Annotated in this window: 13 protein-coding genes and 2 pseudogenes; 12 read left to right on the forward strand and 3 right to left on the reverse strand. The window is 41.3% G+C overall.

The window, feature by feature from the left end:
* The 7 genes and pseudogenes from BW928_RS11645 to BW928_RS05260 all read left to right on the forward strand — a co-directional run.
* Positions 1-216: pseudogene (locus BW928_RS11645) on the forward strand (hypothetical protein); the annotation flags it as partial.
* A gap of 99 nt (positions 217-315) precedes the next feature.
* A complete protein-coding gene (locus BW928_RS05235) occupies positions 316-882 on the forward strand; it encodes a hypothetical protein (RefSeq protein ID WP_076555192.1) in 567 nt (188 codons plus the stop codon).
* A 5-nt stretch (positions 883-887) separates the two neighbouring features.
* Positions 888-1,232: a CdiI-like immunity protein gene (locus BW928_RS05240; RefSeq protein WP_076555193.1), complete on the forward strand. Its 345-nt coding sequence runs from the start codon at positions 888-890 to the stop codon at positions 1,230-1,232.
* Between the two features lie 291 nt (positions 1,233-1,523).
* Positions 1,524-2,225: a hypothetical protein gene (locus tag BW928_RS05245; protein ID WP_375537530.1), complete on the forward strand. Its 702-nt coding sequence runs from the start codon at positions 1,524-1,526 to the stop codon at positions 2,223-2,225.
* The gene (locus BW928_RS05250) at positions 2,226-2,495 is read left to right on the forward strand and encodes a hypothetical protein (protein WP_076555195.1); all 270 of its coding nucleotides are present in this window, start codon (positions 2,226-2,228) and stop codon (positions 2,493-2,495) included. It begins immediately after the preceding gene.
* Positions 2,496-2,868: 373 nt separating this feature from the next.
* A complete protein-coding gene (locus BW928_RS05255) occupies positions 2,869-3,912 on the forward strand; it encodes a VENN motif pre-toxin domain-containing protein (RefSeq protein ID WP_076555196.1) in 1,044 nt (347 codons plus the stop codon).
* A gap of 23 nt (positions 3,913-3,935) precedes the next feature.
* Positions 3,936-4,337 carry a hypothetical protein gene (locus BW928_RS05260; RefSeq protein WP_076555197.1) on the forward strand — a complete coding sequence of 134 codons (402 nt, stop codon included), beginning with the start codon at positions 3,936-3,938 and terminating at the stop codon, positions 4,335-4,337.
* Between the two features lie 154 nt (positions 4,338-4,491).
* Here BW928_RS05260 and BW928_RS11315 read toward each other — a convergent pair.
* A pseudogene (locus tag BW928_RS11315) lies at positions 4,492-4,799 on the reverse strand (IS1595 family transposase); the annotation flags it as partial.
* 559 nt (positions 4,800-5,358) lie between these two features.
* Between BW928_RS11315 and dusA the strand changes: the two are divergent.
* Entirely contained in the window at positions 5,359-6,324 is a 966-nt protein-coding gene (dusA, locus tag BW928_RS05265) for a tRNA dihydrouridine(20/20a) synthase DusA (RefSeq protein ID WP_076555198.1), read from the forward strand.
* 117 nt (positions 6,325-6,441) lie between these two features.
* Here the strand turns inward: dusA and BW928_RS05270 are convergent, their stop codons facing one another.
* Together BW928_RS05270 and BW928_RS05275 are read right to left on the reverse strand one after the other, a co-directional pair.
* Positions 6,442-7,239 carry a UDP-2,3-diacylglucosamine diphosphatase gene (locus BW928_RS05270; RefSeq protein WP_076555199.1) on the reverse strand — a complete coding sequence of 266 codons (798 nt, stop codon included), beginning with the start codon at positions 7,237-7,239 and terminating at the stop codon, positions 6,442-6,444.
* Between the two features lie 2 nt (positions 7,240-7,241).
* A complete protein-coding gene (locus tag BW928_RS05275) occupies positions 7,242-7,751 on the reverse strand; it encodes a peptidylprolyl isomerase (protein ID WP_076555200.1) in 510 nt (169 codons plus the stop codon).
* A gap of 225 nt (positions 7,752-7,976) precedes the next feature.
* Here BW928_RS05275 and BW928_RS05280 point away from each other — a divergent pair, with 225 nt between their 5' ends.
* From BW928_RS05280 to BW928_RS05295, 4 genes are all read left to right on the forward strand, one after another.
* Positions 7,977-9,725, forward strand: coding sequence for a glutamine--tRNA ligase/YqeY domain fusion protein (locus BW928_RS05280; RefSeq protein WP_078310169.1), 1,749 nt, complete (start codon positions 7,977-7,979; stop codon positions 9,723-9,725).
* Positions 9,726-9,817: 92 nt separating this feature from the next.
* Entirely contained in the window at positions 9,818-11,668 is a 1,851-nt protein-coding gene (locus tag BW928_RS05285) for a DEAD/DEAH box helicase (RefSeq protein WP_076555202.1), read from the forward strand.
* Complete coding sequence (locus BW928_RS05290; RefSeq protein ID WP_076555203.1) at positions 11,637-12,719, forward strand: type I glyceraldehyde-3-phosphate dehydrogenase; 1,083 nt, start codon at positions 11,637-11,639, stop codon at positions 12,717-12,719. The genes BW928_RS05285 and BW928_RS05290 overlap by 32 nt, the downstream gene beginning before the upstream one ends.
* A gap of 71 nt (positions 12,720-12,790) precedes the next feature.
* Positions 12,791-13,054: an FAD assembly factor SdhE gene (locus BW928_RS05295; RefSeq protein ID WP_076555272.1), complete on the forward strand. Its 264-nt coding sequence runs from the start codon at positions 12,791-12,793 to the stop codon at positions 13,052-13,054.
* Positions 13,055-13,057: the final 3 nt, after the last annotated feature.

Raw genomic sequence — 13,057 nt, forward strand, 5'->3', positions numbered from 1 at the left:
CAATACTTTAAACAAAACAAAACCCTAAACCAACTAGACAATGGTAATCGCCCAGAAGAACAAAGCCTACAACACCTACTGGCTCATGCCATCTTAGGTGCTGCCGTAAGCTACGCCACAGGCAATAACCCAACCATAGGTGCTTTATCAGCAGTAGGCAGTGAAGCTGTTACTCCTATCTTATCTGACTTCTTATTTGGCAAAAAAACCAAATGAGCTTAGTCAAGAGCAAAAAGATACCATTACAAGTATCTTAAGCCTAACCACAGTTGCCACTGCTTATACCACAACAGGTGATGTGAGCAGTGCAGTGCAGTGAATGCTGCTGAAGTGGGGAGAGTTGGGGTTGAGAATAATAACAGCAGTCGTCAAATTGTGGTTAGAAACCCTGTTCAACAACAAAGGCTGGATATTATAAATCTTGAGACAGCTGCAATCCGAAGATATTTGCCGGGCTTTAATGGCATTCCATCACTTAGACCCAATAGCCACATTTCCGCTGTTGAGGTGGCTGAATATCAAGCATTTAGTAGATTTCTTAGATATTCAAATCAGACATATCCTGATGCACAAAGTGCTTATCAGGCTTTTAGACAAGTGGGTTATCGGACTGGTTTATCCCAGCCAATTATTGGTCGTGGTGGTTACTATTATGCAAATAATATGAAAATAACCCAAAGTTACTATAACAGACTATGGCGAGAGGGTAGACCAGCGCCTTTTGTTCAGGCTAGAGAGATATTATCATCAAATCCTAGAGTTGAAAGAGATCCACAAGGGAGGCCAAGTTTTAATCGATACACAACCAACAACTTAGAAATGATTTATAACCCAACAACTGGTGAAATATGGCACATCCAACCAACAAGAAATAGCAGGTGATTTTTATGCAAATAGACATTATGTCAAAAACATTAATGGATAATTTACTAACCATTCAAAGATGCAATAATGAAGTTGAATCTATACTTTATAATATTGAAATTTTAATCAAATCTATATTAAATAATATTACAAATATTGATGATGACAAATCGATCGCCCTAATCAAATCTTTGTTCGAAATTCAAGAAAGTGTGGCTTTTGTCGTATTTAAATTTAACCATAAAACCAGTGATTTTTTATATAACTTTATCTATGATTTTGAGCGATATGATGAATATGCCGCTAAATATGTATTTGATAAATACATAAGCAGTAAGAGATTTCAAGGCAATAATACAGACTTATAGTAATTAAATGACAACACCGAAGAAGCTAAGAAATGGGCAGAAGGCGGCATCTACCGAATAGCACTACACACAATAACTGCTGCTCTAGCCACAGGTACAATAAAAGGAGCTGTATCAGCAGGTACAACCGCTTACGCCATTCCAAAGATTGATGAATATCTAAAAGAACAGGGCTTTGATGAAACCACAAGACAAACCGCTTTGCTTGCCCTATCAGCAGCCCTAGGCACAACCATAGGCGACAGCACAGCAAGCACGGTGAATAATGTGGGGCAGACAAGGTGGAATTATTTGAGTCATCAAGAGAATGAAAGATTGAGAGAATTAAGAAAGAAAAAGTCTAAACTCTCTAACGCTTATGGCAACTGCGTATCACAAAGATGTGCAGAAATTACACGAGAAATAAAAGTGCTTGAAGATCTCAGTAAACAACGAGATAAGGCGTTTGATACGGCTTATAAAAATTGTAGGGCTGGATTGTCATGCGATAATTTTTATTATTTGCATGTCACTCAACGAAATGAGTGGAATAGGGAGGGGGTTGAGTTATTCAAAAAACAATTTAATCCAAAGCTTAGCTATGAACAGCAGTCACAAGAGTTTCGACAAAACTGGAATGAGTACCCTGATTATAAAAATGCATTTCATAACTTTTCTGCTGATGGTACAAAAATTTTACAAAATCCTGATGGGGCTTATCCTCATACAAAATATGTACATAAGGGCGGTCAATTTGAAGTGATTGTAGATAAAAAAACAGGGAAAATTGTTACCACTCCATCTAATGCAGGCACATTTAATTACTATGCAGACAGTTTAGGTCATATAGATTATGATGTAGATCCTTGGGCGGACTTTGGTAGCGGCAATGGTGACAATACAAGCTATAATATTCGTCATTCTGGTTCAGGAAAATTTTTTGGTGAATTCAAACTATGGGATAATAAAGAAGATTCTATTAAAAAATTTAAAAAAGTTGATAAGGTTAGATAGATGAATAAGTTTGAAAAAATATTTCTTTTGATGGCTGTTGATTTTATTATCATATTTAATATGGGTTTAGCCTTTGAACCTTTTAAAAATCATTTTTTATTTAAGGTTTTTCACTATTATTTTGCTATTAGTATTGTGCTTTTATTTTTTTATTATGCTATATCAAAATTATTTCCAAGGATATATAACTACTATTGGATATTTATTATTGTATTTATTACTATTAAAGAGTATTTTGCAATATTGCTGTATGGAGCATCAGTTCTTTAGCTATTAGTATGGTAAAATATGTACAGCACACCATTAAAGCAATTTTAATAGTGTGTAACAATACTGGTTTATAAAGCATCGGCTATGGTACAATACCCCCAACCAACAACAAACCCAAAACCAACTTAACCAAATCATCAACAATGATTTTAACAAAGACAAAGCGATTAAAGAGCTAAATGCTCAGACAATTATCACCCAAGCCTTTGACAGTGAACGCCGTAAAATAAAAAGCGAGTACGCCAAAAAAGCAGAAGACTACCTTAAACAAGCCAAAGACTTACCAGATGATGACCCAAGAAAAATAGAACTGGAAGCTAAAGCCCAAAAGATACAAACCAACCTAAGAATCTTCGATAGCATCACCTCAGCCTTGTATGCTCCTAACTCAAATGGCATACTGGGTGATGTTACAAGAGCATTAAGTCCAGAACTTGCTTACAAAATAGGACAATACTTTAAACAAAACAAAACCCTAAACCAACTAGACAATGGTAACAGACCAGAAGAACAAAGCCCACAACACCTACTGGCTCATGCCATCTTAGGGGCTGCTACAAATTATGCCACAGGCAATAACCCAATAACAGGTGCTTTATCAGGAGCAGGCAGTGAAGCTACTGCCCCTGCCCTATCTAAGTTCTTATTTGGTAAAGATTCAAAAGAACTCACCCAAGATGAAAAAGACATCATTACCAACATCATCACCCTAGCTACAGCATTTACTACTTATACCATCACTGATGGCGATGTTGCAGGTAGTGTGAGTGCTGCTGAAGTGGGGAGAGTTGGGGTTGAGAATAATGATCATGATAGACTGTTGCCAAATGGCACAAGCTATCATCCGGGAGATAGAGTAAGGTTTTCCGATGAAGAAGCTTTGTTCATTAAAGATGCAATAGGGTTTGTTGTAACTCCAGTAGGCTTTTTAGATGCTTACCACAATGCAAAAACCGATGAAGATAAAGCATTGGCTGTCGCTACCGCCTTTAAAATACCTATTGGTAAAGCTAGAACATATGTCCAGAAAGCAAAAACCAAACAAAATACACAAGTTGGATATGAGCCTGATAATGATTTTTTAAGTAGTCAAGCCAGTAAAAAAGCTAGAGATGAAAAGTTAATCAAAGATGCTGAAAATATCAGCACGGCCAAACCTGATGGTAGACCGCCGCAAGTAACAGCACCAAGAAACATTCAAGAGCAAATATTGTGGAGTGAAGTTGTTAAAAACCCTAAGACCGCCGGTAAACCTTTAAATGGTATGAACAATGATCCTAGATTCTCCAAAGACGCAGGATTTCAAAAGATGGAAGCCAAAATGAGAAGTAATGATGGAAAGACGGTAGTTATACATTATCAATACAATCATAAGACAAATAAGGCTTATGATATTAAGATAACCTCAGTTGAATAACAAGAATTTAAGGAGTTAAAAAGATGTTGATTAGAGCAAAAGATAGTTTGTTAAATAATTATATTTACATTTATTCAATATATTTGTCTAAAAACGGCTTTGATGAAACTTGTTGGTATTTTTTATGTAGCTCTGAGAATAAATTTGGACTTAATGTTTTTACATTAGACGAGATTAAGGAAATTGAGATTTTGGATTTTGAATGTCAGATTTCTTACTTCTATATTGACAACGAAATTGTAAACAGAATAAGAAAAAACAATTGGAGCATAGATGAAAATTTATACTTAAATTCACAAAATCAGTATATGCACCCAGTTTTAAAATATTTTTTAGATAATCAGTGGGAAGTTTACGAAGGAATCATTGAAGGTCAGATTGATGATTGGAGAGAATTCGAAAAAAAATTAGGATTTAGACCTTGAGTAATTCAAAAGACCCTAGACCATCAAAGTTAAAAACCTCACTTAATTAAACTCCATAAATGGCGTTGTAACTCATCAACATCTTTGTTCCAACGCCATTTGCATTCTTTGTCGTTGCGTTCAAAGTTGACAGTAACACCGTTAAATTTAGCAAGCCGTCTCTTTTGAAGATACCAAAAACAGGTTGTTTTATGTGCCACGACCTTGCTTTAACTTGCCGTGAAAGCCTCTTTGTCGCTTTGCCCCAAAATAGTTTTCATCCAGTTCAATTTCACCGTATCATAAGCGTTTTTGGTTGGTTTAATACTCATAGATTTCTTGTCTAAAAACACCAAACCGATGATTGATTGTATTGCGATTGAACTCAAGCAAAAGTGCTGTTCTTGTTGCATCTATGTCAATACAAAAGCATTTTATGATTTTCTTGAGTTTATAGACACTTAACTTACTGTTATACTTCATATTTCTAGTCTAGTATGGGTTGGATTGCTGGTCTAGAGCCTTTATAATTAATGGTTGTAGTAAAGAAGTCTATCAGATGGAGGATTTTAGCAAATTTTATCCTTAGCTTAAGGAGGGAAATATACCTGATATGAGCAACTATATGAGTGGTGACAATGTTGTTGATATGATGACATGCAAGAATAAATATAGCTATACATATCGCTGTCCATAATTATACCCATCTTATATTAAGCCCCAAACCACGAAATCGCCCACCACAACGGACAAGGTGAAACTTTTGCCACTTAAAAACCAAGAAGGCAATAATAGAGAACAAGGATAAGTTTGGGGGTGGACTATGACAGGCGGCATTGCCAAAAATAAATACAATTATTGTGCCACCTAGGGCGTATTCAAAGAGAATCAACGATTATATATCAGGCAATACCAGATCGTTTGGAGATAGTTGCTAAATAGCGTATAATAGCAAAAAAACACAAGTGCCAATAAGCAAACAAAAAAATAAATCAAATTTAAACCATTGATTTTAATAAAAAATTTACAAGTAGTTGATTTTATGAAAGATAAGCGTATCAGCCTTGCACCGATGATTGATTGGACGACCAGTGATTTTCGGAATTTTGCTCGCTTTTTTAACCCTGATATTTATTTGTATACCGAGATGATTAGCACCAGTGCTATTTTAAAGGGTGATGCCGCTCATATTTTGCGGTTTACGAATGAAGAACACCCTGTAGTGCTACAACTGGGCGGTTCTGACGCGTCTCATATGGCTGCCGCCATCGAGCGAGCGGAGGCGATTTGTGGGGGGTATGATGAATACAACATCAATGTTGGCTGCCCGTCTGATAGGGTGCAACACAATCGAATTGGTGCGTGCTTGATGGCTGAACCGCAACTGGTTGCTGATATGGTGCGTGCCATGCGTGAGGCAACCGACAAGCCCATCACTGTCAAGCATCGGATTGGGATCGATCATCATGACAGTTATGAGTTTATGCGTGATTTTGTCGGAGAGGTTGCTCAAGCTGGCTGCAAGCGTTTTATTGTTCATGCACGCACGGCATGGCTGCAGGGCTTATCACCCAAAGAAAACCGAGAAATTCCACCCCTGCGTTATCAGGAGGTGTATCGGCTTAAGGAAGAATTTACCGAATTAACCATCGAAATCAACGGCGGCATTGATAATTTATCGGCAATAGATGAGCATCTTAAACGAGTTGATGGCGTGATGATTGGTCGAGCATTTTATCACAATCCGTATTTGATGGCACAGTGCAATACTCTGTGGCAACGGAGCGTACCAAGCCATCGAGAGATTTTTGAGAAACTGCTGGCATACTTGCACACCAGAGCGGAGCAAGGGGCAAATTTGGCAACGCTAAGCCGACACTATTTGGGCTTGTTTCAGGGCATGGCAGGGGCTCGCCATTGGCGACAGCAATTAAGCGGCAAATCGGTTTTGACACTTGAGCAAATTCGCCAAGCAGGTGAGTATGTACTGCTGCATAACAATGTCTAATACTTATTAGAAATAATGAATAATAAGGCAATTGTTGGCGATGAAAAGCCTATCAATCTTTCCCTATGGGACTTGGGTCAATCGTGGGGCTGTATTAATGCAACTTATTGTTTTTAATTATTTTTCTGATAATTTTGCCAAATGTAGTTTTTGATTGACCAATAAAGCAATGACAGCATGGACGCATCTGTTGTGCTGATATGTTTGGTCTTGCCAGTCGCCAAGCACCATGCGAGTTTTTTGTCCGTATTGATGGCTGGCAGGGCGGTGCGTATGCCCATGTAGCAATATGTCGCAGTCATGCAGAGCGGTCTGTACAGCTTGGTCATTAACATCCATGATGGTCGCAGATTTGCTGTGTTTTTGGGTGGTTGCTTGAGTTTTGATATTGTTGGCAAGTTTTTGGCGAAAACTAAGTGGCATATTTAATAATAAAAACTTAACAATTGGATTGCGAATAATCGCACGATAGCGTTGATATGCCACATCATCGGTGCACAGAGCATCGCCATGCTCAAGGCGAATGCGGGCGGTTGGGGTTTTTAGGAAAAATGGCTCGTCAAGCAGCACGCCATTAAAGCTGCTGCACAGTTTTTGTGAAATGGCAAAATCGCGGTTGCCATGCATCACAAAAATCTGCACGCCCTTGAGCTTTTGTAGTGCAGTGATGACAGGGTGTAGCCAATGCGTAGTTTTATCGGCCGTATCCAGATAGTCGTCATCACCAAGCCAGCCATCAAGCCAATCACCCAACAAATACAGTTCGGATAGGTTTGGTAATTGTTGCAGATGCTGTATCAGCTTGATAAACGCCTGTGTCAATCTGGGCGTGTCAGCTGATAGGTGCAAATCACTAACAAAAACCGCCTGAATTTCAGACGGCTTTTTGTACAAAAAATCATCAACGCTACGCATGGTTATTTTTTGATGATTTTGGCGGTGTTGATGACCACAGGCTCTGTTGGTACATCGGCATGATAGCCGAAACGACCTGTTGGCACGCCTTTGATTTGATTAACCACATCCATGCCGTCAATCACACGACCGAAGACAGCATAGCCCCAACCTTGAGGCGTTGGGCTTGAGTAGTTCAAAAAGTCATTGTCTTTGACATTGATAAAAAATTGTGCAGTGGCTGAATGTGGATCGCTGGTGCGAGCCATGGCAATCGTGCCAACGCTATTTTTTAGCCCATTGTCGGCTTCATTTTTAATTGGTGTGCCTGTGCGTTTTTCGTTCATTTCGGCGTCCATACCGCCACCTTGAATCATAAAACCGTCAATCACACGGTGAAACACCAAGCCATTATAATGACCAGATTCTACATAATCCAAGAAGTTGGCAACGGTAACAGGGGCTTTTTCGGCATTTAGCTCAAGCACGATAACGCCATAGCTGGTGTCAAGTTCTACAATTGGCATATCCATGATGGTATCCTTTAAATTAACAGGTTTTGATTAAATTGATAATTATAACACAGCTTGCTGATTTTTGGGTGGTTTTCTTATCATTTGCCAATATGCTTTTGGCGAGCAGGTTTATGTTAATTTGTATCACTTATGCCATCAAAACTTATTTGGTTAATTTTGTTCACAAAAATTGTGTCAATTCTGCTAAAATAATCAATATTTACATTATATCACTTGGACGACATCATGACTCAATCTACTGAAAAAAACGATTTTATCCGCAGTATTATCCGTGAGGACTTGGCAACAGGCAAGCATGAGCAGGTTTTGACGCGTTTTCCACCTGAACCGAATGGGTTTTTGCACATTGGTCATGTAAAGTCCATTTGCCTAAATTTTGGCGTGGCGGCTGAGTTTGGTGGTGCGTGTAATTTGCGTTTTGATGACACCAACCCAACTGCCGAAAAACAAGACTTTGTTGATGGCATTAAGCAAGATGTGCAGTGGCTGGGCTTTGATTGGGCAGGGCAGGTGCGTTATGCTTCTGGCTATTTTGATCAACTGTATGCATGGGCGGTGCAGCTGATTGAGCAGGGTGATGCTTATGTGGATTTGCAAAGTATCGATGAGATTCGCACCAATCGCGGCTCGTTTAATCAGGCAGGTACGCCGTCGCCATATCGTGATAGCAGCATCGAGGAGAATTTGGCACGCTTTTTTGATATGAAAGATGGCAAGTATGCTGATGGCGGTGCGGTATTGCGAGCCAAAATTGACATGGCACACCCAAATATGAATATGCGTGATCCTGTGATTTATCGTGTCATGCACGCTCATCATCATCAGACCGCTGATGCGTGGTGCATTTATCCGATGTATGATTTTGCTCACCCGCTGTCGGACGCAATTGAGGGCATTACGCATTCTTTATGCACGCTAGAGTTTGAGGATCATCGTCCGTTTTATGATTGGGTGATTGATAAAATTGGCTTTGAGCGTCCGCCACGCCAATATGAATTTAGCCGCTTGAACATTGACCATACACTTACCAGCAAACGCAAACTTAAGCGATTGGTAGAGATGGGTGCGGTGTCTGGTTGGGACGACCCAAGAATGCCAACCATTGCAGGTATGCGTCGCCGTGGTTACACGCCAGAGGGCTTGCGTGATTTTTGTGAGCGTATTGGCGTAACCAAATCAGATGGCTTGGTGGATTATCGCATGCTGGAATTTAGCGTACGCAAATCGCTGGAAGATAGCACGGCACGAGGCATGGCAGTTCTGCGTCCGCTCAAGGTAAGCATTACCAACTTTGATGAGGCGGTAGCACAGTTTGCACAGCTAAAAAACCCCAAGACAGTTGCAGAGTTTGATGGCGAAGTGTTATGGCTTGTGCAGCCAAAGCACCCGACTTTGCCAATGGGCGAGCGTCGCATTCCGTTTACCAAGACTATCTATATTGACAAAACCGATTTTGAGGTTACTCCACCAGAGGGCTATAAACGCCTATCGCCAGAAAATCCCGAGATTCGTCTGCGTAATAGCTATGTGCTAAAAGTTGATGAATACAAAACTGATGAGTCAGGTCAGGTGGTTGAGCTGATTGCCAGTATTGATGAGAAGACGCTGGGCAACAATCCCGAGGGTCGCAAGGTTAAGGGCGTGATTCATTGGGTATCAGCAACGCATGGTGTACCAGCACAGGTGCGACTGTATGAGCATTTGTTGCTAAAAGATGATGAAATTACCGACACGACGGCAGTGCCAGATGCAGCTGATGCTGACAGTGCATGGATTTATCAGCATCTCAATCCCAATTCACTGACGGTCTGTCAGGCGGTGATTGAGCCTGATTTGGCAAAGGCAAAATCAGGTGAGCGATTCCAGTTTGAGCGTGAGAGTTATTTTATTGCTGACGCTGTGGAGCATAGCGAGGCAACACCTGTATTTAACCAGATTGTTGGGCTAAAAGACAGCTTTAAGCCTGAATAAGCACTGAAGTTTTGCGGTCAATCTTAATTTAAGCTGCTTGGACTGCGGTGAAAAGACAGCTGCAACAATAAGCAGATACGCTGGATAATGTTATGAAACAAGCCACCGCTTTGGCAATTTTGCAAACAGGGCAAAATGTGTTTTTGACTGGACAGGCAGGTGCAGGCAAGACCTATGTGCTAAATCAGTACATTGATTATTTGCGTGTGCGTGGCGTGCCTGTGGCAATTACTGCCAGCACAGGCATTGCAGCAACGCACATGAATGGCATGACGATACATTCTTGGTCTGGCATTGGCATTCATAACGAGCTTGAAAAAGTCAATCTTGCTAAGCTACAAGCACGCGAAGATTTTGTTGAGCGATTAAAAAAAACCAAGGTGCTGATTATTGATGAAATTTCCATGCTGCACGCCAAGCAAGTGGATACCATTGATGGCGTGCTGAAGCATTTTCGCGACAGTCAGCTGCCTTTTGGCGGTATGCAGGTGATTTTTTCGGGAGATTTTTTTCAGCTTCCTCCGATTGGCGAAAAAGGCGAAACCTCAAAGGAAAAATATGCGTTTATGTCGCAGGCGTGGCTTGCTTGCCAGTTTCAGATTTGTTATCTGACCGAGCAACATAGACAAGCAGGTGCTGGAGAGCGAGAGACTTTTGGCTTGTCGCTTAATGATATTTTAAACCAAATTCGCAGTCAGACGGTAACCAAGCAGGCGGTTGATGTACTACAAGCCACCGAAAATCATACGATTGACCTAAACCGTACACGATTGTACACGCATAATGCCGATGTCGATACCATCAATCAGCGGCAGTTGCAACAATTGCCAACCAAGCCCATCACTTATCAAGCAGCCACAATGGGCGAAAAGCCACTGCAAGAGGCACTTACAAAAAGCGTGCGAGCACCGAGCGAATTGACAGTTGCCATCGGTGCCAAGGTGATGTTTGTTAAAAATCTGCCACTTTTGGGCGTTTATAATGGTACGATGGGCGAGGTGATTGGGTTTGTTGGCAGCTCTGGCAAGCGTTATACGCAGCAAACAGAATCCAACATGGACGAAAAAGCCTATCCGCTTGTACGATTAAATGGCGGTGGTGAGCTGGTGGCAGAGCCTGAGGAATGGACGATTGAGGACAAAGATGGCATGGTGCTGGCAAGTTTCACCCAAGTGCCATTGTGCTTGGCGTGGGCGATTACTGTACATAAATCGCAGGGCATGACGCTAGATGCTGCTGAGATTGACCTATCCAAGACTTTTGAGATGGGGCAGGGTTATGTGGCGTTGTCGCGTTTGCGTAGCTTGGCTGGCTTGAAGTTGCTGGGATTTAACCTAAAAAGCCTACTGCTTGACGAATGGGTGCAGCGGGTGGATTTGCGGTTCATTGAATTATCCAAAGAGCACGAAGCAAAGTTCAATAGCCTTGATGATAAGGCATTGGCAGAGATACACCGAGCGTTTATTCAGGTGTGTGATGGCATTACAGATGAAAAAGTCATTGCAGAAAATCTAAAATATTTGACCGAAAAAAGACAAGCCAAGCAAGCCAAATCAGCAGAATCTAAATCAGCAACCGTGCTACAAAATGGCCTAACTGCAACGGTTAATGAAACTTTTGATTGTGTGCAAGCAGGTCTTGATTTGCAGCAAATCGCCAAAAAACGCAGTTTGGCAGTATCAACCATCATTACGCATTTGGCTGCCATTGCCAAGGCGATGGGGATTGGTGCCATTGAGCAATTTTGCCCCGAGCAAAGCGTGCTAGATGAGATTGCCGCTGCCATACAGCGACTACAGGCACAAGGCGAGCTGCTTGATGATATAAAAATCACACCAATTTTTGATGAATTAAGAGAAAAATATCCTCACAACGAGATTCGTTTGGCATTGCCCTTTATCATACAGGCAGATGACAAAGATGGGGCAGATGATGAAGCGTGAAAAATTACGATTGGCGATTAATGGTTTTGGACGGATTGGGCGTAATTTGTTGCGTGCTTATGTCAAATATCCTGCGGATTTTTCGCTGATTGAAATTGTTGCAATCAATGATGTGGCAGATGCTGATATTTTGTTGCATTTGTTAAAATTTGACAGCACGCACGGGCGATTTGGGCAAGATGATGGCACGCAAGTTTGTCTGCTGGATAAAGGTGGGGATACTTATTTGTCTATCACGGCTGGTGGCAAGTCGTGTGATATTTTGCTTTTGCAGCAATCAGATCCCAAGCGACTGCCATGGGAGGGGCTCTGCATTGATATTGTGCTAGAATGCACAGGGCAGTTTCGCTCTTATCGTGATGCCATAAAGCACAAGCTGGCAGGGGCGGCACAGGTGATAGTTGGTGCTGCACCGTTTGATGAGGTTGATGCAAGCATTGTGATTGGCGTTAATGATAATAGCCTTAGTCGCACACTGTCTGTTATTTCTGGCGTATCTTGCACCACCCAAGCGTTGGTGCCGCTGCTACAGGTGTTGGATAGTGATTTTGGCATTGACAGCGTGATGATGACAGAGATTCATGCAGTTACCGCCGACCAAAGCGTGCTGGATAAGGCTCATCGTGATTTTCGCCGTGCTCGTGCCAGTGGGCATAATATCATCCCAACAACCTCAAGCAGTATCAATGCAACCGAGCGAGTTTTGCCGACCATGCGTGGCAAAATCAACGGACATTCTATCCGAGTGCCGACCATCAATGTGGCAGCGATTGATATCACCGTAAAATTCAACACGCCACAAAACTGCGATGGTGTAAAATCTGCCTTAATTGCCGCAAGCCAAAGCAGGCTACAGGGCATCATGGCTTATACTGATGAGCCTTTGGTATCAAGCGATTTTATTGGCAATCGTCATTCTTTGGTCATTGACGGTCAGCAGCTTATGCAGGCAGGCGAGTTAATAAAAATCTATGCATGGTATGATAATGAATGGGGTTATGCCAATCGCTTGTTACAAATGTGCCAAAAATTAGCACTTTGTCCCAGCTGAGCATTGTTTCTGATTTATTTTAAAATATAAATTTAGCAATAATAAATTATGGAGCTATTATGACTGACAGCATGAATATTGAACCTACCGCCACCCAAAGACGCATTATTTATCAGGCACGCCGTGGATTAAAAGAGCTGGATTTTTATATCGATCCGTATGTTAAGCTGCATTATTTGCAGGCAAGTGATGAAGAGCAGGCGGCGTTTGCAACACTGTTAAATTATGAAGATCCAGATTTGCTGTTGTTTTTTTTGGGTCAAGAAATGCCGCAAGAGCCTGAGGTTGCCGAATTAATCAATAAACTAAAAGAATTAAGATACGCTAAAGATTAATTG

It is taken from the genome of Moraxella cuniculi DSM 21768, assembly GCF_900156515.1.
GTDB classification, from domain to species: domain Bacteria; phylum Pseudomonadota; class Gammaproteobacteria; order Pseudomonadales; family Moraxellaceae; genus Moraxella; species Moraxella cuniculi.

Coding starts and splice junctions, on each gene's coding strand:
- BW928_RS05240 (WP_076555193.1), top strand. CDS start 888: ATGCAAATAGACATTATGTCAAAAACATTAATGGATAATTTACTAACC.
- BW928_RS05250 (WP_076555195.1), top strand. CDS start 2,226: ATGAATAAGTTTGAAAAAATATTTCTTTTGATGGCTGTTGATTTTATT.
- BW928_RS05260 (WP_076555197.1), top strand. CDS start 3,936: ATGTTGATTAGAGCAAAAGATAGTTTGTTAAATAATTATATTTACATT.
- dusA (WP_076555198.1), top strand. CDS start 5,359: ATGAAAGATAAGCGTATCAGCCTTGCACCGATGATTGATTGGACGACC.
- BW928_RS05270 (WP_076555199.1), bottom strand. CDS start 7,239: ATGCGTAGCGTTGATGATTTTTTGTACAAAAAGCCGTCTGAAATTCAG.
- BW928_RS05275 (WP_076555200.1), bottom strand. CDS start 7,751: ATGGATATGCCAATTGTAGAACTTGACACCAGCTATGGCGTTATCGTG.
- BW928_RS05285 (WP_076555202.1), top strand. CDS start 9,818: ATGAAACAAGCCACCGCTTTGGCAATTTTGCAAACAGGGCAAAATGTG.
- BW928_RS05290 (WP_076555203.1), top strand. CDS start 11,637: ATGACAAAGATGGGGCAGATGATGAAGCGTGAAAAATTACGATTGGCG.
- BW928_RS05295 (WP_076555272.1), top strand. CDS start 12,791: ATGAATATTGAACCTACCGCCACCCAAAGACGCATTATTTATCAGGCA.